17 protein-coding genes and 1 other RNA gene are annotated in these 21,496 nt (G+C 58.6%); 9 read left to right on the plus strand and 9 right to left on the minus strand.

The genetic code is table 11. The features are described from left to right. The first annotated feature begins 1,479 nt into the window (after nucleotides 1–1,479). The 5 genes from glf (at nucleotide 1,480) to D8M21_RS02550 (ending at nucleotide 7,514) form a co-directional block, all read left to right on the plus strand. Nucleotides 1,480–2,667 (plus strand): UDP-galactopyranose mutase, encoded by a 1,188-nt coding sequence (gene glf, locus D8M21_RS02530; RefSeq protein WP_048680292.1) that lies wholly within the window; start codon nucleotides 1,480–1,482, stop codon nucleotides 2,665–2,667. Next, the gene (locus D8M21_RS02535) at nucleotides 2,664–4,697 is read left to right on the plus strand and encodes a glycosyltransferase (protein WP_048680290.1); all 2,034 of its coding nucleotides are present in this window, start codon (nucleotides 2,664–2,666) and stop codon (nucleotides 4,695–4,697) included. Before glf ends, D8M21_RS02535 begins: the two co-directional genes overlap by 4 nt. Continuing rightward, entirely contained in the window at nucleotides 4,694–5,557 is an 864-nt protein-coding gene (locus tag D8M21_RS02540; protein ID WP_048680288.1) for an ABC transporter permease, read from the plus strand. The genes D8M21_RS02535 and D8M21_RS02540 overlap by 4 nt, the downstream gene beginning before the upstream one ends. Nucleotides 5,558–5,602: 45 nt before the next feature. After that, entirely contained in the window at nucleotides 5,603–6,352 is a 750-nt protein-coding gene (locus D8M21_RS02545; RefSeq protein WP_048680605.1) for an ABC transporter ATP-binding protein, read from the plus strand. Between the two features lie 82 nt (nucleotides 6,353–6,434). Then, nucleotides 6,435–7,514: a hypothetical protein gene (locus tag D8M21_RS02550; RefSeq protein WP_126855642.1), complete on the plus strand. Its 1,080-nt coding sequence runs from the start codon at nucleotides 6,435–6,437 to the stop codon at nucleotides 7,512–7,514. A 54-nt stretch (nucleotides 7,515–7,568) separates the two neighbouring features. Here the strand turns inward: D8M21_RS02550 and smpB are convergent, their stop codons facing one another. Beyond that, nucleotides 7,569–8,063, minus strand: a complete 495-nt coding sequence (gene smpB, locus D8M21_RS02555; protein ID WP_048680279.1) for an SsrA-binding protein SmpB — start codon at nucleotides 8,061–8,063, stop codon at nucleotides 7,569–7,571. 47 nt (nucleotides 8,064–8,110) lie between these two features. Beyond that, nucleotides 8,111–9,229 (minus strand): peptide chain release factor 2, encoded by a 1,119-nt coding sequence (gene prfB, locus D8M21_RS02560; protein WP_048680277.1) that lies wholly within the window; start codon nucleotides 9,227–9,229, stop codon nucleotides 8,111–8,113. Nucleotides 9,230–9,391: 162 nt separating this feature from the next. Between prfB and ssrA the strand changes: the two genes are divergently transcribed. Both ssrA and D8M21_RS02570 read left to right on the plus strand, forming a co-directional pair. Continuing rightward, nucleotides 9,392–9,764: a transfer-messenger RNA gene (gene ssrA / locus D8M21_RS02565) on the plus strand. Between the two features lie 255 nt (nucleotides 9,765–10,019). After that, nucleotides 10,020–10,907: a DUF4190 domain-containing protein gene (locus D8M21_RS02570; RefSeq protein ID WP_048680275.1), complete on the plus strand. Its 888-nt coding sequence runs from the start codon at nucleotides 10,020–10,022 to the stop codon at nucleotides 10,905–10,907. 123 nt (nucleotides 10,908–11,030) lie between these two features. On the opposite strand, the gene hisN is transcribed toward D8M21_RS02570, so the two are convergent. The 4 genes from hisN to D8M21_RS02590 form a co-directional block, all read right to left on the minus strand. Then, nucleotides 11,031–11,891: a histidinol-phosphatase gene (hisN, locus tag D8M21_RS02575; protein WP_048680273.1), complete on the minus strand. Its 861-nt coding sequence runs from the start codon at nucleotides 11,889–11,891 to the stop codon at nucleotides 11,031–11,033. Nucleotides 11,892–11,926: 35 nt separating this feature from the next. Further along, entirely contained in the window at nucleotides 11,927–13,033 is a 1,107-nt protein-coding gene (rsgA, locus tag D8M21_RS02580) for a ribosome small subunit-dependent GTPase A (protein ID WP_048680270.1), read from the minus strand. Next, complete coding sequence (gene aroA, locus D8M21_RS02585; RefSeq protein ID WP_048680267.1) at nucleotides 13,033–14,400, minus strand: 3-phosphoshikimate 1-carboxyvinyltransferase; 1,368 nt, start codon at nucleotides 14,398–14,400, stop codon at nucleotides 13,033–13,035. The genes rsgA and aroA overlap by 1 nt, the downstream gene beginning before the upstream one ends. A gap of 129 nt (nucleotides 14,401–14,529) precedes the next feature. Then, a complete protein-coding gene (locus tag D8M21_RS02590) occupies nucleotides 14,530–15,042 on the minus strand; it encodes a DoxX family membrane protein (RefSeq protein ID WP_048680263.1) in 513 nt (170 codons plus the stop codon). A 224-nt stretch (nucleotides 15,043–15,266) separates the two neighbouring features. Between D8M21_RS02590 and D8M21_RS02595 the strand changes: the two genes are divergently transcribed. Both D8M21_RS02595 and rsrA read left to right on the plus strand, forming a co-directional pair. Next, entirely contained in the window at nucleotides 15,267–16,046 is a 780-nt protein-coding gene (locus D8M21_RS02595; RefSeq protein WP_238650992.1) for a sigma-70 family RNA polymerase sigma factor, read from the plus strand. Between the two features lie 32 nt (nucleotides 16,047–16,078). Then, a complete protein-coding gene (gene rsrA, locus D8M21_RS02600; RefSeq protein WP_065424260.1) occupies nucleotides 16,079–16,402 on the plus strand; it encodes a mycothiol system anti-sigma-R factor in 324 nt (107 codons plus the stop codon). A gap of 112 nt (nucleotides 16,403–16,514) precedes the next feature. Here rsrA and D8M21_RS11620 read toward each other — a convergent pair whose 3' ends face one another. From D8M21_RS11620 to D8M21_RS02615, 3 genes are all read right to left on the minus strand, one after another. After that, nucleotides 16,515–16,589, minus strand: coding sequence for a 50S ribosomal protein bL37 (locus D8M21_RS11620; RefSeq protein WP_371811975.1), 75 nt, complete (start codon nucleotides 16,587–16,589; stop codon nucleotides 16,515–16,517). 197 nt (nucleotides 16,590–16,786) lie between these two features. Further along, entirely contained in the window at nucleotides 16,787–17,386 is a 600-nt protein-coding gene (locus D8M21_RS02610) for a GDSL-type esterase/lipase family protein (protein WP_048680261.1), read from the minus strand. 169 nt (nucleotides 17,387–17,555) lie between these two features. Then, nucleotides 17,556–21,365: a multifunctional oxoglutarate decarboxylase/oxoglutarate dehydrogenase thiamine pyrophosphate-binding subunit/dihydrolipoyllysine-residue succinyltransferase subunit gene (locus D8M21_RS02615; RefSeq protein WP_126855686.1), complete on the minus strand. Its 3,810-nt coding sequence runs from the start codon at nucleotides 21,363–21,365 to the stop codon at nucleotides 17,556–17,558. Nucleotides 21,366–21,496: the final 131 nt, after the last annotated feature.

Here is a 21,496-nt window from a genome sequence, read left to right on the forward strand (position 1 = left end):
CACACGACAGCCAGGTCATCGGTATTCCCGCGGCGACGAGATGCGCTCGCAAGATGTCGAGACCGTCAGGACCTCCGTCAGAGGAAATCCTGATGAGGTGTGGCGAATTGATACAGGTCAGGATTGGCATCCCTGAGAACCGAGGTGCCGAGTTCTCTGGCGAGGAAGTGATGTGAAGGGAGCGTGTTCCTCGACCCCATCGAATCCAAAGACCCGATCCGGCAATGGGTAAGGAATCGGGCGAGGCAGAGGACAAACTCGTGAACGTTCGCGCACCGTAAAGCAAGAGCATCCTCTTTGCCAGGCGAAAGCCAAGAGGCGGACACACCGCATCGAGCTGGGCGATTTCGCGTTGACGGGCCGCTCGGAGCACCCGGCGATTTTTCCCGGGACCACCGCTGCGTGCCCACCAGAGGGAAAGGCTGGTTAGGGCACTGACGGCGCTAAAGATTGCCATTGCCCAGAAATTCCACATCCATGCCATGAATAAGCCTGCTGCAACGGGAATCAGCATGGTGGCCAACAGCGTTTTCCACCCTGATGCACTAGATCGCAGCTGAACGTGAGCCCGTGGTATCGCACGGTCCGATGGTTTCGGGTGGGCCTGACGCAGATCATGAATGACTCGGAGAATAGAGCCCGCAATATTCCAACCCTCACCCGGGATTTTCCGTGCCGCGCTCGGTCTTGACCGGCTGATGAAAGATATTCCCGAGTTGTCAATCACGAACGCTCCGACCTCCGGAGCTAAAGAACCGTTATCGATACGGATGCCCGTGACATCTCGTCCGACGGCGGTGGTCCCACGCCGAACGCTCCAGAAGGCTCCGCAGCCTGCTCCTTCGACACATACCAGGTAGGGGCCAGCGCCTTCGGACGCGGAACTGGACGACATAGTAAGCGTCGCACCATCCGTAAGCGGAGCCTCGCCCCAATGGCACGAGGCCAGGGGACGCCCAGCGACGTGAAGTTGAACCGTACGCCCCAACTCATGATTCAGGAATTCTGCAAGTGCACGTCCCGAAAGCCCGTGCCTCGCAGAGACAGAAATCTCATGTCGAAGGCTGAGCGCCGGGTCGATGACGGCGATCCGTAGTTTCATACGATCATTTGAGTCCACATCAGGTGGTCCACCGCCACGCACGACAACGTTCTGACGTCCAGTTGTGGAAGAATCGCCAGATATTTTCGGAAATTGCGGGTCCGTGGACGGTGAATACCGTTTGCCCTCGTGGGAAGGTAGAGCCCGAACCTTTTGGAGGATCGGAGCGGACAATAGAGTGCGCGTCGGGAAAATGAGACCCTCGGATGGTGGATCCATCACGAAGAATCAGGGGCTCTCGTCGTGTGCTGGCTGGTCCAAGCGAGCTTTCTATTAGGATCGAACTGAGATATTCGCACCTGACGTTGAGTCGGGAGGCGGACACGTCAAGCCGTGGGCGCCCGGCGTCCCGGCGTAAGAGCAACAGGAGTTTTTGCGTGAACGCAGATCTAGTGGTCGTAGGGTCTGGTCTCTTTGGCCTGACTGTCGCAGAGCAGGCGGCCAAGGAATTGGGACTCAAGGTTGCCCTGATCGACCGGCGCTCGCACATTGGCGGAAACGCCTACAGCGAGAAGGAAGAGAAGACCGGCATCGAGGTCCACCGCTATGGTGCGCACTTGTTCCACACCTCGAATGAGCGCGTGTGGGAATACGTCAACCGATTCACTGAATTCACCAACTACGTTCATCGTGTTTACACGCGGCACCAGGACGAGGTCTTCCCGATGCCGATCAACCTGGGAACCATCAACCAGTTCTTCCGGGCGGCCTACAGCCCCCAGGAAGCTCGTGACTTGATCAAGGAACAAGCTGGTGAGCTTGCCGGCACGGATCCGCAGAACCTGAATGACAAGGGCATCCAGCTCATCGGGCGTCCCTTGTATGAGGCGTTCATCAAGCACTACACCGGCAAGCAGTGGCAGACGGATCCGAAGAACTTGCCCGCTTCGATCATCAATCGCCTACCGGTTCGGTACACCTACGACAATCGCTACTTCAATGACACCCATGAGGGTCTGCCTGTTGACGGGTACACCGCCTGGCTTGAGCGTATGGCGGACCACCCCAATATCGAGGTCCATTTGGACACCGATTTCTTTGACGATTCACACGAATTTGCTCGCTCGAAGGTTCGAGGACAGGTGCCGGTGATCTATACCGGTCCGGTGGATCGTTACTTCGATTTTGCCGAGGGTGACCTTTCATGGCGCACCATCGACCTTGAGGAAGAAGTCTTGCCGATTCAGGACTTCCAGGGTTGCTCGGTCATGAACTACCCCGACGAAGACGTCCCGTTCACACGCATTCACGAGTTCCGGCATTTCCACCCGGAACGGGATTACACCAAGGACGCCACCGTGATCATGCGTGAATTCTCACGATTTGCGGAAAAGGGCGATGAACCCTATTACCCCGTGAACACCGACGCCGATCGTCAGATGCTTCTCAAGTACCGCGACCTTGCCCGCGGTGAAGATTCCGTCCTCTTCGGTGGACGACTGGGAACCTACAAATATCTCGATATGCACATGGCCATCGGTTCAGCGCTTTCCATGTTTGACAACAAGATTCGGCCCCATTTTGAAGGCGGCCAGAAGCTCGAGAGTGGAGGAGTCGACGCATGACCACTCAGGTAAAAGAATCTCAGACTCAGGGGCTCAAAACCCTTCAGCGTGTGATCTTTCCGCCCGCGGAACAGATGGACACGGTGGCGCTCTACGTCGACTCCGGTCAAGCAACCGGCGTTCAGTTGTCGACGATGAACGGATCCCTGGGAAGCCAGGGCTCAAGCGGCGCCAAGAAGGGTCAGTCTTCTTCGGAGCAGGAGTCCGCGGCAACCCCCGCCGGCTCTGACACTCACGTCGAGGACTTCATCGATCGTCGCTCCACGTTGATCCGTGCAGGAGCTCGACTTTCCTTCGCTACCTACTTCAACGCATTCGCGGCGTCGTACTGGAAGCGCTGGACTAGCATCGAAGACGTCTGCCTCTCCCTCCATACTCACGGTGAGGGCACGGTCATCGTCTATAAGTCGAACGCTCGTGGATCGCTTCAGCGGGTGGCCTCTAAGCGCGTCTCTGGAAAGATGCACACTACTTTTGACCTTCCGTTGAAGCCTTTCGGTGACGGCGGCTGGTACTGGTTTGACCTGGTAGCCGGCAATGAGTCGCTGGTTTTGGAAACCGCTGATTGGATGGGTTATTCGGATGCAGACAGCAAGCCGGGTCAAATCACCCTCGAGATTACGACGCTCAACAAGCCCGACTTCTGCCTGAACAACCTGCGGTCACTAGGGGAGAACCCCGAGGTTCTCGAGAATCTGCAAGAGATCCTCATCGTGGACCAGGGAACCAAAAAGGTTCAAGATCAGGATGAATTTGAAGAAGTCGCTGCGACTCTCCAGGGCAAGCTTCGGATTATCAACCAGGGCAACCTGGGCGGTTCGGGTGGCTTTTCCCGAGGAATGTACGAAGCCGTCGAGAACGGTAGCGACTACGCGTTGTTGTTGGACGACGACGTCGTGGTTGAGCCGGAATCCATTTCCCGCCTGCTGACATTCGCCGATCTGTGCCGGAAACCCACCATTGTGGGCGGACACATGTTCGATCTCTACAACCGGACCGTTCTGCACACCTTTGGCGAAATCGTGAATACGTATCGCTTCCAGCCGGATCAGCCGCACGAAGAGCAGTCCCTGGGACACGATTTCTTGAGCTCCAACCTGCGTTCGACCTCCTGGCTACATCGCCGAGTCGACGTCGACTACAACGGTTGGTGGATGGACCTCATCCCCACCAAGGTCATCAAGGAAATCGGACTCTCACTTCCTGTCTTTATCAAGTGGGACGACGCCGAGTATGGTTTGCGTGCCAAGAGGGCCGGATATCACACGGTCTCACTGCCCGGTGCCGCGGTGTGGCATGTCTCGTGGATCGACAAGGACGACCTGGTCGGCTGGCAAGCGTATTTCCATATTCGTAACCGCATCATTGCGGCCTTGTTGCATTCGCCGTACGAGCGAGGCGGAAGGCTCCTTCGCGAGTCATCGTACGCCGACGTGAAGCATCTGATTTCTATGCAGTACTTCACGGAGCACGGTCGGATCATGGCGTTACGAGATGTTCTCGGGGGACCGGATCAACTGCACGAAATTCAGCCGAAGCGGCTTCCGGAAATTCGGGCCTTGATGAAGAAGTACCCGGATGCCCAGTTCAAGGAAGACATTGAGGACTTCCCAGAACCGCACATGGATAAGCCACCGCGCAATGGCCGGGGATTCCACGCTCCTTCGTATAAGTCCTTGGTCCCGTGGGCGGTGAAGACCCTTACCAAGCAGCTGGTTAAGCCAGTCAAGGAGACCGCTCAAGATCATCCTCAGGCGCACATCGCCCACCAAGACAACCGGTGGTGGCGAATGTCTCAATACGACTCTGCGCTGGTTTCCAACGCGGAGGGGACCGCAATCTCGTGGTACCGTCGCCAGCCGGAGCAGTTGCGGGACAAGCTCGTCGAAGCGACCCGTCTGCATGCCCAGATCTTGCGGAACTGGCCTTCCTTGCGGAAGCAGTATCGTGAGGCTGCGTCTCGAATCACGTCCTTCGAGGCCTGGAAAAAAACCTTCGATCAGCATACGGATTCCGAACTGACGCGATGACAGAAATTATCAATCGAGAGTTCAAGCGCCCCGGCCGTGGTCGGGGCTTGCTTGACGTTCCTAAACACACCTTCCTGCTGCGGCTCCTGGTCGACAAGGAACTTCAGGTGAGATACCGAGGATCCGTCCTGGGCATCCTGTGGTCCTACGTCAAGCCGGGCGTACAGTTCATCGTCTTTTATCTGGCGTTGGGCGTGTTCCTTGAACTGAACAAAGGACTGCAAAATTATGCGGTCTATCTGTTCTCCGGCATCATCCTGATCAACTTCTTCGGTGAGGCCTTTGGCAACGGTGCGCGATGTTTTGTGGGCAATGGGGCACTGATCAAGAAGATCTATCTTCCCCGGGAATTGTTCTCGGTGTCGACTATTTGGGTTGGACTGATTCACTTCGCGCCACAACTGTTGGTGCTGCTCATAGCCGACTTTGTGGTCGGATGGCATCCGAACGTCATGCAACTGGCTTGTGCCGTATTGGGTATGGCGATTCTGATGGTCTTCGCCTACGGGCTGGGCCTGATTTTTGGCGTCGCCAATGTGTTTTTCCGTGATTCGGAGAACCTGGTCGATCTCCTGGTCATGATGCTCACCTGGATGTCACCCATCATGTACCCGTGGGAGCGTGTGGCTGATAAAGCGCCAGACTGGTTGGTTCACATTTATTTCTTGAATCCCATCACGGTTGCTGTAGAGCTTTTCCACTACGCGTTTTGGTACCCGACCATCGACATGGAATGGCACGTTCCGCCTCACCTGATCACCCAGATGGCTCCGTTGGCCGTCATTATTTCGCTTGTCGTTGTCTTCATTGGTGACTTGCTTTTCCGCAAGTTCGAAGGCAACTTCGCACAGGAGCTCTGATTTATCGTGTCGTGGCTTGATAACGATCCCGAGCTCTCGAAGCCGATGCCGCCCTATGTTCCTTCGTCGGAACCGGTGGTTATTAAGATCGACAACCTGGTGAAACGGTTTGTCCTGAGGCACACGCGTTCCATGAAGGAAGCGTTTGTGTGGCTCATCAAGGGGCGAAAAGGCGATCTCTCCCAGAAATTCAATGCACTCGATGGGGTGTCATTGGATATCCACGAGGGTGAACGAGTGGCTCTCCTGGGCTTGAACGGTTCCGGAAAGTCGACCCTATTGAAGCTCATCTCCGGCGTGATGCACGGGGATTCTGGTGAGTTGATGACGAGGGGACGAATCGCCGGTCTGATTGAGGTGGGCGCAGGTTTTCACCCGGATCTCACGGGCCGAGACAACGTCTACCTCAACGGTGCGATTCTGGGCATGACCAAGCAAGAGATCGACGAGAATTTCGACTCCATCGTCGAATTCTCCGAGATCGAGCAGTTCATCGATACCGAGGTTAAGTTCTACTCCTCGGGTATGTACCTGCGACTTGCCTTCGCCGTCGCCGTGCATACGGATCCTGAAATTTTCTTGGTCGATGAGATTCTGGCCGTGGGCGATGAGCCTTTCCAGAAGAAGTGCATCAAGAAGATCAAGGAGCTCTCGCAGCGCGGAAAGACGTTGGTCGTGGTGAGCCACGATCTCGATATGGTCAAGCGCCTCTGTGAGCGTGGCGTCGTCTTGGAGCACGGCAAGATCGTCGAGGACGGCGATATCCGAGACGCTGTCCGTTATCTACGCCAGTAATTCCACGGGCGGAAGAAAGGTCCACCGAAAATTTTCGGTGGACCTTTTCTTGTTTAAGCCAGCGACGGGTAACATTTTTACAATGACGACAGTGGATGCCAGCCCTGTAATGGTGGTGCATGTTATCGCGGATCCCGGCCTGCCCAGCCGGAGATTGGCCGCGATCCGGGATTCTCTTCAAGGCAGGTTGCAGGTCCTGTCTCGGCGGCCGCTCGAGGTTGAGTCTCGGAGCGAGTTACTTCGTATTCGCCCGGATCACGCCCTAGAGGCGCGGGCCGTCGAGAATCTCTCCGAAGGACGAGTCGATCTCGTTATTCTACTGACCGAAATCCCCAGGTACCTCAAGCGCCGGCCGCTGATCGCCGAAGCGTACCCCGACGAGCGCGTTGCTATCGTGTCCTGTCCTACCGTTGGTGCTTGGGCAACCAAATCGAAGCTCCTGCGCATCATCGTGGACTGCGCGTATCGACTGATGACGATGGACGACGTCGCGGAAACGTATACCGACGACGGGTGGGGGCAATGGGTTTCACGCGACGAACGTAAGAGCCTGATCATGCTAGCGAACCCGAGAACAGGATTCGCGCGAACGGTCCTCGGCGTCATCTTGGGCAATGAGCCCTGGAGGACCGCTCCCAAGTTGTCGAGAGCTCTCGCCACGGCGGCGGCCACCGGAGCCTTTGGCGTTTTCTACAACTCCATCTGGCAGATGTCAGATGCGTTGTCCACGGGAAGACTCTTGGTCATATCCGTTCTGGCGGTGTGTTCGATGGTCGTTTGGCTCCTGGTGAGCAACAAGCTGTGGGATCGACCCAGATATGCCCGTCTGTCCAAAGTGGTGTTGCTCTATAACCTCTCGACCGTGATGACGTTGCTCATCTGCGTGATATGGCTCTATGCAGCCTTGTGGGTCTTCATCTTCGTCTCGGGACTCATCGTGATTGATCCATCGTTCATGGCTTCTGTGCTGAATGAAGACGTGGGGATCAATAACTACGCATCCATTGCGTGGCTCAGTGCTTCGATGGGCGTCGTCGCCGGCGCTTTGGGGTCAGGCTTCGACGACCAGGTCGACATGCGACATATCACCATGGGTATGCGAGAACGTCAGCGGGCCTACACGCAACAGCCGGAAACCGAAGTCGAGGAGTCCACCTCGTAGCCCCGCGAGAGCGTGGAAAGTGCATCCCATCACCGATGGGGAAGAGGGATCGCCTTATCCGAGGTTCCGGTAGCGCATCGCCCGTTGGGCCTCACGTTTGTCCTGAGCTTCCTTCAGGGCGTGCCGCTTATCGTATTCGCGTTTACCCTGGGCCAAAGCGATTTCCACTTTCGCTTTGCCATCCCGGAAATACAGTTGGATCGGCACGATGGTGTAACCGGTTTCTTTGGTCTTTTGCTCCAGCTTCCGCAGCTCCATCCTGTGGAGGAGCAGCTTGCGTCGCCGGCGGGCCTCGTGGTTAGTCCAGGAACCATGTCCATACTCGGCGATGTGGATATTCTCCAAATACAGCTCGCCGCGTGTCATTTGGCAGAATCCATCGACGATCGAAGCTCCGCCATCACGTAAGGATTTCACCTCGGTGCCTAGGAGAGCGATACCTGCCTCATACGTGCTGAGGAGGTTGTAGTCGTGGCGGGCCTTGCGATTGGTCGCGATGACCTTGCGCCCGTCCTCATTCTTTGTTGACTTCTTGTTCTTCTGTGCCATGGATTGTCTATCGTATTCTTTCGCCCGCGATGGGGCAGTTTGAGGTATTAGGCCTGATCCGCCTGGCGTTGTCCCGCGCGCCACCGAATGCCTGCATCGATGAACTCGTCGATCGAGCCGTCAAAAACCGCGCTGGGGTTGCCTTCTTCGTGATTGGTTCGAAGGTCCTTGACCATTTGATAAGGGTTCAAAACATACGAACGCATTTGATCTCCCCACGACGCTTTTACATCGCCGGCTAGTTCCTTCTTCTTGGCGTTTTCTTCTTCACGCCGTTGAAGGAGTAGCCGAGACTGCAAGACGCGCAGTGCGGCCGCCCTGTTCTGGATCTGCGATTTTTCATTCTGCATGGAGACGACGATTCCGGTTGGGAGGTGCGTCATGCGGACCGCCGAGTCGGTGGTATTCACCGACTGGCCGCCTGGGCCAGAGGAGCGGAACACATCGACCTTAATCTCGCTCTCTGGGATCTCGATGCTATCGGTCTGCTCGATGAGAGGGATAACTTCCACGGCGGCGAAGGAGGTCTGTCGACGACCTTGGTTATCGAAAGGGGAAATGCGCACGAGACGGTGGGTCCCGGCCTCAACGGAGAGCCGTCCGAAGGAGTAGGGGGCCTTGACTTCGAACGTCGTCGATTTAAGGCCGGCCTCTTCGGCGTACGACGTATCCAAAACTTTGGTGGCGTATCCGTTCTTTTCCGCCCACCGCAGGTACATGCGCATCAGCATTTCTGCGAAGTCCGCGGCGTCAATGCCGCCGGCTCCGGAGCGAATGGTGACCACGGCCTCTCGAGGATCGTATTCACCAGACAAGAGGGTCACGATTTCGAGGTCTGCCAAGGCCCGGCGGATGGACACGAGTTCGTCCTCGGCATCGGCCATGAGTGCAGAATCGTCTTCCTCTTGACCCAACTCAACCATGGTTTCGAGGTCGTCGATGCGTTCCTGCAAACGTTCCAAGCGTTCCAACTCTGACTGACGGTGAGACAACTTGGATGTCACCTGCTGTGCAGCGTCGGGATCGTCCCACAGATTCGGCGCGGCCGCCGCTTCCGAGAGCTCCGCGATGCTTGCACGGATGCCCTCGATGTCGCTGACCTGAGCAATGGACGAGTACGTCGCACGGAGGTCTTTGATTTCTGCGGGAAAGTCAGTGGAAGCCATATCTCGCAAGTCTAGTCGATGATGTGGCACCGCAGGCCGCCGGGCTTAGGTGGTGATGGGCGCTTGGCTTCCCAACATGGACTGCAAGGAGTATATTTAACAGGTCTGGAGCAAAGCGACGTAGTTTTCTGTGCTCCAGTCGGTTGATTGAAAACCACATATGGGGATGATCGGTTTCGACGATGCCAGTTGCGGCAGGTGAAGCGGGCCGAGAACGCAGAGTCATCTCGTAAACGTTCTCTGCAAAACAATAAGTGCCAAATCTGAAAAGCGCACTGACTTCGCTCTCGCTGCGTAAGTAGCCAGAGCAGTCTGCTAGCCCGGGTTCGCTTTCGACCCGGATCCTAGTATCAGTTTAGAAGGCCACTGCTCTAGTTCTTCTCCGTAGGGAACTAGGGGACTTTTATACGGATAGGTTCGGCGGCAATGTGTTTGTGGAAGTGCCGGAGCCGAAAACACCGATATACAAACTGCGCCCGGAGAAACCCTGGCAATGCTGCATCGGACCGGGGTTCGATTCCCCGCATCTCCACAAATGGTGACCGTTTTTGGTCACGTTCAACAGGCCCGGGTCTCATGTATGAGGCCCGGGCCTGTTGCATTTAAAGAGCAGTGAAGAGATGCCCACTAGGTACAAACGTGAATCACATCGGTGGTGCCTCGAGCCACAGAGCTCGAGCCCGTGAGCCCCGTGCTCGCGAGGGTATCCAAGAATGTGATGAAATGAGTAAACGCGCGGCACCGCAGCGCGCGAACCACCATCTAGAGCTGAAGCGAGGAAGTGTCACCGATGACCAAGGATCCTTCGTCCGACAACGAAAATCTCGACGCCGAGAACGGGGGAGGCAGCTCGGTTCCCCGCTACGGAGAACGGAGCCATGACTCCAAGCCGTGGGATGCAGAACGGGAGGGTCAAGCCGAGGGAACGTCGAGCTTTGGCCAACAACAGTATGGCCAAAGCGGTGCTTACCAGTCGGATCAGCCTCGATACGGCCACAATGACTCGTCACAACAGAGCTACCAGGCGGGTTCCTACGGCTCTTACGGCGACTCTTCCGCCCAGGATGGTTCCTACGGGGGGTACGGCAGCACGTCCCCGCAGAACGGCCAACAGCACGACGGCGGAGCGCCGCAGTATGCCCAGCCTGGTGCTTATGGCACGGGTGCGGACTCTTACGGAAACCAGTCCAATACCAACGGCACCCCCGGTCACTACGGGGGTAGCCCCCGGCCTTATGACTCCTATCAGGGCCAGCAGGCTCAGTATTCGGGCAACGGCTACGGGCAGCCCCAGTATCAGCAGCAGTACCCCACGAGCCAGCCGCAGCGCCCCAACGGGTGGGGAATGGGGCTGGCGGCCATGATCTGCGGTATCGGCAGCCTCGTTTTGTGCTGGCTGGTGTTCCCGGCGTTGGCGGGTATCGTCGCGATTATTCTCGGCATCGTAGCCATCAAGAAACTCGGTAAGACGCCAGGTGCCGGTAAGGCCATGCCGATCGTCGGCATTATATTGGGCGCCATCGGCGCGATCGTGTCGGTGATCTTCTTGATCTTCTGGATCTTCTCGTTCTCCATCGCGAACGAAGCCGCTCAGAATTGTGGCGGATACGGGAACGCTAACTCATCCTCTTATCAGCAATGTATTGATGACTACATCGCCAATCAAGCAGGAAATTAGCGTTCGCTGAGTTCAGCAAACCCCCGTCGCCTTGAGGGCGACGGGGGTTTTATTATGGCCATTTTTCGGGGATTCGTGCGGCAGGCCACGAGCGAAGTGGGTCCGCCCAGGACGCGCCTGGTTTTACGGAGATTCCGCGACGTGCCGGCCCCGAAAAGCCTCAGATACGTTCGCTTCCTCGGCCGTGGCATCGCTGGTGTTGAGTTTCTGCAGAACCGCAGGGTGAAGAGCCCCGTTGGTTGCCAATGCGTTGCCTCCGTGTGGACCGTCTTCCCCAGCCAGAGACGTAAATCGCCCTCCGGCTTCCGTCACGATGGGCACGAGAGCTGCCATATCGTGGAGCGCAAGTTCTGGCTCACAGGCGATATCTACGGCTCCCTCCGCAAGAAGACAATAGGACCAGAAGTCTCCAAACCCGCGGACTCGCCAAACCTCGTCTGTGAGGTCAAGGAATTGATCGCGTAGGCCAGCGGATTTCCAGCCCGACAGAGACGAGAAAGAAAGTGAAGCATCTGGAAGGGATGCGACGTCAGAGACCTCGATGCGTGTCGCCTTGGCGAGCGACCGACCGGTGAATGCGCCCGTACCTTCGGCGGCCCACCAGCGCCGTTGTAGGGCCGGTGCCGAGACGAGACCCACGACCGGCTTGCCTCGATCCAGCAGTGCGATGAGTGTCGCCCAGACCGGCACGCCGCGAACGAAATTCTTGGTTCCGTCGATGGGGTCGATCACCCATTCACGTGGCGAGGAACCCGTGGATTCGAATTCCTCCCCAGAAACGGAGTCCCGGGTTCGGGCGCGATTCAAGTGTGAACGGACCAGCTGTTCGGCTTCGCGGTCGGCGTCTGTGACGGGCGTCAGGTCCGGTTTGGTGTCAACGGTGAAGTCCTGAGCCTGAAACCTTCCGAGTGTGTATCGGTCCACGGCGTCGGCGATGACGTGTGCCAAACGGAGGTCATCGTTATACGGGCTCATCGAAGTCATGCCTTCCAGGTTAACCCATGAGTGCGGTCTGGGTCTCAGGCACCGCCGAGCTCCTTGGTCTCGGCGAGTCCGGTTTCCTCGGCAACTCCGAGGAGCCGGCGCAGTGATTCCAGACGTTCTTCGCCTCGTGGTCCGGGTTCGCCGGATCGGACGAGTGCCGCGATTCCGCAGTCCGAAGCGTCTGTTGCGTGAGTGCACCCTTTGGGGCACTGGGCCGATCCGGGGGCGAGATCATCGAATGCGGCGACGATGTCATCCTTTTCCACATGTGCCAGGCCAAACGACCGGATGCCGGGGGTGTCGATGACCCACGTGCCGGAAAGACCCCACTCGGGGGAAATCGCCAGCGCCGACGATGACGTGTGCCGCCCACGCCCCGTCACGAGGTTAACGCCACCGGTGGAGCGCGATGCCCCAGACAGCGCATTGACGAGAGTCGATTTTCCTACGCCAGAATGGCCCAAAAAGAAGCTGACGTGGCCGTTCAATTCGGACTTCAAGGTGGCCAGAAGACTCGGATCGAGGCGAAGTGTTTCGTGGGTTCCAACTCGAGTGAATTCTTCCGCGGAGCCCATCGGGGAACTGGTCAGGATCTTGAGAGACGTGTGGGAGTAGTACTCTCTCAAGTCTGTTGCGTCGCCGAGGTCTGTTTTGGTGATACAGAGTACGGGCTGGATGCCGGCATTTGTAGCCGCCACGATGGATCGATCGATGAATCCCGTTCGTGGCGTCGGATTGGCGGCAGCGACCACAATGATCAGCTGATCGGCATTTGCGACGACGACCCTTTCGACGGGGTCGGTGTCATCCGCGCTTCGTCGGAGAACCGTGGAACGTTCCAGCACTTTAACCAAACGGGCTAGGGACCCTTCGGCCCCACTGACGTCACCTACCAATCCGACAAGGTCGCCCACGACCACGGGGGTACGGCGCAGGTCCTTCGCACGGACGGCGGTAATGAGGCGGCCGGGGCCGTCCTCGCCCAAGTCCACGGTGTAGCGGCCTCGGTCCACGGTCACGATACGGCCGATGACGGCGTCTCGATGGGCTGGACGTTCTTTGGTCCGTGGACGCGAACCGCGCTTATTGGCACGGACCCGAACGTCCGATTCGTCCCAGGACCTGGAGGGTTGACGAGCCATCAAACCTCCCGGCTCGCGAGCATTTCGTCCCACATTTCCGTAAACCCAGGAAGCGTTTTGGACGTCGTCTCGACATCGCGGACCACGACGTCGGGGAGTATGAGCCCGATGACCGCTCCGGCGGTTGCCATTCGATGGTCGGCGTACGTCTCGAAGAGTGCACCATTGCGGACGGGTGCATCGATGGTCACGCCATCTTCCGTTTCCTCGGCCATTCCGCCGAGGCGTCGAATTTCCGTGACGAGGGCCTTGAGCCGGTCGGTTTCGTGCCCCCGCAGATGAGCGATGCCTCGCAGGCGAGAAGGCTTCGAAGACAGAGCGGCGATGGCGGCGACGGTCGGAGCCAATTCGCCGGCACCCTGAAGATCGATATCGATGCCCGGTATGGCGTCTGCCCACGCGCCCCCTTGGGGCCCGCGCACTATAAGGTCGGCTCCGGAGCGGCGAACTTCGGCACCGAACTGGGGGAGGATGGTCCGCCATTCATCTCCACCCTGAGTCGTCTCTGCAGGCCAATCGGGGATCGTGACTTTCTGGCCCGTGACGACCGCCGCCGCTAAGAAGGGTCCCGCATTGGAGAGATCGGGTTCGACGACGACGTCGTGAGCTCGTGGCGTCCCAGGCTGAACGAACCACGACGACGGCCCCGCCTGCTCAACGTGAATATCGAATTCTTGGAGGGTCGCGATCGTCATGCCGATGTGAGGCATCGAAGGAATGCCCTGACCTCGGTGTTCGACGTGGAGTCCGTGGGGAAGCAACGCACCCACTAAAAGCAACGCCGAAAGAAATTGGCTTGAGGCGGAGGCGTCGATGACGACGTGTTGAGGTGAACCGCTGCGATGAGGTTCGGAATCGGGACGCCGTGTTGTTTTCAGGGAAAACGGTAGGTGTCCCGTGTCGGAATCATCGACGGTAGATCCCAGCTGGCGTACGGCCTCGATCACTGGGGCCATGGGTCGTAGTCGGGCTCCGGGGTCCCCATCAAAATGCGTATCGATGCCCAGTACTGCGGCCAAGGGAGGAACGAACCGCATGACGGTTCCTGCTAGGCCCGTGTCAATGGAGACCTCAGGAGATTTGGGATCAACCTTGGTGAAATCCCGCCCTCTGGACAGGGGCGTCACCAATAGTCCGTGTGCCGTGCTGTCGAATCGTGCGCCGAGCGACTCCAGCGCGGCCATCATGAGACGAGAATCGCGTGAATCGAGTGCTCCGCGGATTTCGCTGGGGGCATCGGCCACTGCCGCCAAGATGAGATAACGATTGGTTAACGACTTTGAGCCGGGAACACGGACCGTTGCGCTCCATTCCTCGTCGGGGGAGAGGGTTGGCGCGGGCCAATCTGGGGCTGGGGAGTGATTCAAGCAAGTCCTCTGGAAGTATGCAGTGGCGAGTTTCGGTAGGTACGGCTCATTTTAAGCGCCACCGGGGGCCCGCCACGAAAGCGGACCCCCGGCATGTGGATGAGGCCTGAACTTCATCGACGGCCTGCATTAATTGCTGAAGACGTCCTCAGACTTCTTCTTGAGGTCGTCGCTGATCTTGGAGGACTTCTTCTTGACGTCCGCGCCGAGCTTGTTGGCTCGCCACGCGAGTGAGGGATTGCCCTCGGTGTCGACGGATGTCAGGGCCACAGCACCGATCAGAGAAGCGCTCTTGACGCCCTGTGCCAACCGAACGTTCTTCTGTTCCTTGGTTTCCTTTTCAGCGGTGGCGTACTCAACGTAAGCATCGATGGTGCCGGTCACGAGGAGCAGAGTCGACGACAAGCGGGGGAAACGTCCCAGCGCAAAGAGTGCGCCCGCCGCAATCTGGGTTGCCGACAGCGACTGGCCGATGAGGCGCTCCTGGCCGCGCAACGGGGCGAGCTGAGGAGAGGCTTTTGCAGCGGTGTCGATGATCGGCTTCAGGTGCTTGGCGGATTCCGGGCTACGCAACCGGTTAACACCGTTGTAGATGAACGACGTCGCCAACAGGGGGCGGGCGAGTTTGCGAACGATGGTCATAGTTCCTCCTCAACGTGGGCTTTCGCGATAGGTGCCGGATGGGCACCGTGACAAAAACCCGTGGGTTCATCTTTATCCTAGGGGATCGAAGCTACAAGAAGACAAGGCTTAGAAAGGTTTCGTGCCCTGCGAACACCGAACCTGCCCTGCGGAATATTTGCTCCGTTTACCTCGTTGACATGCACGACAAGGATGAGGCGAATCATGAGGGGTGAATTGTCGAGATGACCACGACTTTATCGCGTCCTATGACGCGGGTCGGGGAGTCCGAGCGGGGCACCGAGGAGACGAACCTTCTAGACTGGTCCGAAAGCACCATCACGACCCGCCGGAAGGAATCCGTGGAGACAGTCGACGTATCCCACGAATCGAATCAAGAGCGCAAAGCTCGATTCGAACGGGAGGCCATGCAATATATCGACCAGCTCTATGCGGCTGCGTTGCGAATGGCGCGTAATCAGGCGGATGCGCAGGACCTTGTTCAAGAGGCGTACACCAAAGCATTCTCGGCATTTCACCAATACAAGCCGGGAACGAACCTCAAAGCCTGGCTGTATCGAATTCTGACGAATACGTACATCAATTTGTACCGTAAACGTCAGCGCGAGCCCCACCAGGCAAACACCGATTCGGTCGAGGACTGGCAGCTGGTCCAAGCCTCGGCTCACACCTCGTCAGGCCTGAAATCGGCGGAATCCGAAGCGCTGGATCATCTGCCGGACAGCGACGTCAAAAATGCACTCCAGAACCTTCCGGAAGACTTCCGTATGGCCGTGTATTACTCGGACGTTGAAGGGTTCGCCTACAAGGAGATCGCCGAAATTCTCGATATCCCCATCGGAACGGTGATGTCCAGGTTGCACCGAGGACGGCGAATGTTGCGAGAGCAGCTAGCCGATTATGCGTCGGAGCTTGGATTCTCCACCGAAAAGGCAAAATCCGGACAGAAGTCCAAGCACACCACTCAGAATTCATCAGACGCCGAGAGCGTCGAGCAGCGGTAAGCCCGCCATCGAGGAAAGGAAGGAATTTGAACATGACAGACTGCCACGAAAACGGCGGATGCCGCGAGGACAAGATTCAGAGCATGTACGAATATCTGGACGGCGCACTCTCGCCGGCAGACATTGAAGACATCTGTGCGCATCTCAATGAATGCGAACTTTGCGCGAGGGAATATGACCTGGAATGCCTGATTCGTTCTTCGGTCAAGAGATCCTGTAGCGAGCCGGCCCCAGAAGAACTCAAACAGTCGATTCTGGCCAAAATCGATGTATTGCGGGATAGCCCCGATACCTCCGCACACGATCACACGGGTCTCGGCCAACACGAGGAAAATCGCCGGCCAATGGCTTCCTAACGGGGCAAGTTGGAAACAACGAAAGGGCTGGGATGCTTGATGCATCCCAGCCCTTTCGTCGACGCGCTCGCGGCGGACCGTAGTCCACGCGCGTCATGGCATGTCCAACTCTTTAGGAGTTGGGGCGCTTGCCGTGGTTAGCTGCGTTCTTGCGGCGATCCTTGCGCTTACGTCCACGCTTGCTCATGTGAGCCTCCTTCCGCGCTACCCGGTGCTTGGCACGGGGAGCGGCCCTAATATGGTCAGCCCAGTGATGACGGCACTCCGCGCAAGGCGGTAGTACCCCGAATACTAGGCATTGTGATCTATTGTGCCAGACGAAACCAGAAGCCCGCACCCCCGAAGCGAGGCTCAGGGTGGTGAGCTTGGTTCCACCAAAGCGAGTTAGTTGGGCTCCGGGAGCTGCAACCAGGAGTACCAACCGCGGTGCAGCACAAGCCAGGCCATGAGGCCGTAGCCGGCCTGTCCGGGGCGTCCGTCGTTGGCCGCAAGGTCCTGACGCCACTGTTCGTGATGCTGCAACGGGTTGAAAGTATCCACATAGACGTGACGACGGCGCGTGGTCACATCCGCATAGGCGGCGGAGAGATCCGCGATCCGGCGGTTGCGCTCGGCGTCCAAGGTGGGCGGGGGACCGACGACCAAAACCTTCATGTTGTTCTGTGAAGCCAGGTCCACCATGTTGGCGAGGTTGAGGCGACTGCGGGCATTGGTCAAACCCGTGTCGATGTCGAAGGTCGACGGCGCGATCACCAGGCGGTTATCAGCGCCCGTCGCGAAACGACGGCTGGCTTCCTCGAACCACCGATCGTTGAGGGTCTCGCTTCCTTCGCCGGGAGCGGCGAGGTTGTAGGAGACCACGGGGGCCACGTGCTGAGGTGTACGTGCCATGACACGCCCGAACCAACCGAGGGCGCGCGGGTCCCCAATGCCAGCAAGCAGGTCGTCTCCGACTGCCACGATCCGAATGTTGCGTTGCTCCACGAGATTCTTTCTGTTGTCTACGGCGTCACGTCGTCCCTGACCTCGGCTACCCGAGGAAGAGTGCATCTAACGTAACGATAAACGTTCTAGTCCTTGCCCGCATGTTCTGGCCGCGTATTCGTTGGCCGAAAACCGACGAATACGCGGCCAGAGGCTCACGCGATTCAGATTAGTCGAAGGACTGCTGAACCAGGTGTTCCAACTCAGCTTGGTGACGCTTGCCCGTGCCGGTGGCGGGGGAAGCCGAAGCCGGGCGGGACACCAGGCGAACCTCGCGGTCCAACAGCGGAAGCATCGACACGGACAGGTAGGGCCACTGGCCCTGGTTGGCCGGCTCGTCCTGAGCCCACACCACATCCGCTTCGGGGTAGCGAGCCAGCTGCTCCTTGATCTCGTCCAGCGGCAACGGGTAGAGCTGCTCCACACGGATGATGGCCGTGTTGTTGAGCCCCTTCTTTTCCCGTCGGGCCGCGAGATCGTAGTACAGACGACCCGAGACCATGATGACGCGCTTGACGCTGGAGTCGTCGAGCCCACCCTGATCCGGAATGACCGCCTGGAAATCGCCCTGCGTGAAGTCGGAAACCTCGGAGGTCGCCGCCTTCAGGCGCAAGAGCTGCTTCGGCGTCATGATGACCAGCGGACGATGAGGACGGCTGTAAACGTGACGGCGCAACAAGTGGAAGTGGTTGGCCGGCGTCGTGGGTACAGCCACGGTCATGTTGTTCTCCGCGCAGAGCTGCAGGAAGCGTTCCATGCGGGCGGAGGAGTGGTCCGGGCCCATGCCTTCGTAACCATGCGGCAACATCAACACGAGCGAGGAACGCTGGGCCCACTTCTGCTCGGCCGACGAGATGAACTCGTCGATGATCATCTGGGCACCATTGAAGAAGTCGCCGAACTGCGCTTCCCAAATCACCAGCGAATCCGGACGCTCGACCGAGTATCCATATTCGAAGCCCATGACGCCATATTCCGACAACAGCGAGTTGTAGATCATGAACTTCGCCTGGTCATCGGCCAGGTGACGCAACGGAACCCATTCGGCATTGGTTTCGTGATCGTGCAAGACCGAGTGGCGTTGAACGAACGTGCCACGCTGAACGTCCTGGCCGGACATGCGGACCTGAACGCCCTCCATGAGCAACGAACCGAAAGCGATCAGCTCGCCAAAGCCCCAGTCGATTTTTCCGTTCTGGGCCATTTCGTGGCGCTTCTTGACGAGTTGTCCGAGCTTCTTGTGAATCGTGAAGCCTTCGGGCATTTCGTTGTGGACCTCGCCCACGCGGGCAACGACCTCCTGCGAGACCGCGGTGGTCTCGGGGGAGTAGACCGAGTCCTCGATCTGCTGAGCGGCCGGTCGTTCGATATTCGACACAGCAGCGGCGTCGCCGGTGACCAGAGGCGCTGAAGACGTCTGAGCCTCGTGGGTTTCGGTGAAGACCCGTTCAAGCCGCTCCTGGTAATCCTTGAGCGCCCGGTCGGCCTCTTCCGGTGAAATATCTCCACGACCGATCAGAGACTCGGTGTAGAGCTTGCGGGTCGAGCGCTTGGCCTCGATCAGCTGGTACATCAACGGCTGAGTCATCGAGGGATCATCGGCCTCGTTGTGTCCACGGCGGCGGTAGCAGACCATGTCGACGACGACGTCCTTCTTGAACCGCTGACGGTACTCGAAGGCTAGCTGGCCGACACGCACGACCGCTTCGGGGTCGTCCGCATTCACGTGGAACACCGGCGCCTGAATCATGCGAGCGATATCGGTCGCGTAGGTCGAGGAACGTCCCTCGCCCGGCGTCGTCGTGAAGCCCACCTGGTTGTTGACCACGATGTGCACCGTGCCGCCCACCTTGAAACCGCGCAATTGCGACATCTGCATGATTTCCGCGACGATTCCCTGGCCGGCAAACGCGGCGTCGCCATGGACCAGGATCGGCAGAACACCATAGGCGTTGTCGGACTCGCCGCCCTCGTCGAGGAGGTCCTGCTTGGCGCGCACGATGCCCTCGAGTACGGGGTTGACCGCCTCGAGATGCGAGGGGTTGGCCGCAAGGTAGACCTGGGTCTCGTTTCCGGCGTCCGAGGTGAACACGCCTTCGGTACCGAGGTGGTACTTGACGTCACCGGATCCGCCCACGAGGCGGGGATCCTGTTCACCTTCGAATTCCCGGAAGACCTGTGCATAGGATTTGCCGGCGATGTTCGTCAACACGTTGAGGCGGCCACGGTGTGCCATTCCAATGCCCACACCGGCCAGACCCTGGTCGGCAGCGCCCGAGATGATGGAATCAAGGAGCGGAATGAGCGACTCGCCGCCCTCGAGGGAGAACCGCTTCTGACCGATGTACTTGGTCTGGAGGAAGATCTCGAAGGCCTCCGCAGCGTTGAGCTTGCCCAGGATGCGCAGCTGCTCATCGCGGCCCGGCTTGGTGTAGCCATGTTCGAGCTGCTGCTGGAACCATTGGCGCTCGCTCGGGGACTCAATGTGCATGTACTCCACCGCGAGCGTGCGGCAGTAGGCCTCGCGAAGGAGGTCGAGGATGGTCCGAAGCGTGAGCTTGGGAGCATCGCCGAACCCGCCGGTGGGCCACTCGCGGTCCAGATCCCACAACGTCAAGCCGTACGTGGCGATGTTGAGATCGGGATGCTTACGCATCACGTATTCGAGCGGGTTGACCTCGGCAATCAGGTGGCCGCGAACTCGATACGAGTGGATCAGCTGCTGGATTCGAGCAACCTTGTTGATCTCTTCCTCGGGATTGACCTGGTTATCCACGGCCCAACGCACGGGCTCGTACGGGATGCGCAGGACCTCGAAGATTTCGTCGTAGAAGCCATGTTCACCGAGCAGATACTGGTCGATCAGCTTCAGGAATTCGCCTGAGCCCGCGCCCTGGATCACTCGGTGATCGTAGGTTGAGGTCAGGGTGAGGATCTTCGACACGCCCTCTCGCGCCAAGGTCTTGGGGGAGGTGCCGCGGCGTTCGGCGGGGTAGTCGAGGGCGCCGACGCCGATGATGCACGCCTGACCCTTCGACAAACGCGGGACCGAGTGAACGGTGCCGATTCCGCCCGGGTTGGTCAGCGAAGCGGTCGTGCCCTTGAAATCCTCGACTGTGAGCTTGTTGTCACGGGCCCGCTTGACCATGTCGTCGTATGCGGCCCAAAACTCGGCAAAATTGAGGGTCTCGGCCTTCTTGATGTTGGGAACGACGAGGTTGCGAGAGCCATCCGGCTTGGGCATGTCGATGGCCAAACCGAAATTGATGTGTGCCGGGTGAATCGCGGCGGGACGGCCCTTCTCATTCTCGCCGTAGACGACGTTCTGGGACGGGAAGGCCTTCAACGCCTTGACCACTGCGTACCCGATGATGTGGGTGAAGGAGACCTTACCGCCGCGCGTGCGCTTGAGATAGTCGTTGATCTGGGTCCGGTTGTCGATCAAAACCTTGGCCGGAACGGCGCGGACCGTGGTGGCGGTGGGAACCGTCAACGATTCGTCCATGTTGGCGGCGACAGCCTTGGCAGGCCCGCGGAGAGTCTCGACCTTGTCTTCTTCGGCTTCGACGTCGTTCTTGCCGGCTTCCGGGAGCTGAGCGGGGATCGGGAGTTTCGAGCTGGAAGCGCTCTTCGTCTCGGACTGCTGAGGAGCGTCCGTCTCCTGCTTGGCTGGTGCCTTGCGCTCTGCCGGGGCCTTCTGCGTGGGCTGATCGGCGGGAGCAGATTTCTTCTCAGGGGCCGACTTCTTCGCCGGAGCGGCCTGCGGAGCCGAAGACTGGGAGGCGGCGGCCGGAGCCGATGACTTCGTGGGAGTCGATGCCGTCTTGCCGCCTTCCTTCTCCTCCATGGATTCAAAGATGGGCCACCACTTCTTGTCCACCGAGTTCTTGTCCTGCTGGTACTGCTCGAAGAGCTCGTCGACGAGCCATTCGTTACCGGCGAATTCCTCAGGGATCTGGTGCTGTGGCTGATCTGGCACTAGCTTCACGCCTCTTCCATTTGCTGGTTCTGTCTGGGCCATTGGATCCTAGACTGGCCCACACCTAATTGTGGATGCTGCCGAAGCGCGGTGGGCAGGGCAGATTTCACAGTTCTGCTACGAGCCGCCGT

Source organism: Kocuria sp. HSID16901, from assembly GCF_003989425.1.
In the GTDB taxonomy this organism is placed as follows: Bacteria; Actinomycetota; Actinomycetes; order Actinomycetales; family Micrococcaceae; genus Rothia; species Rothia massiliensis.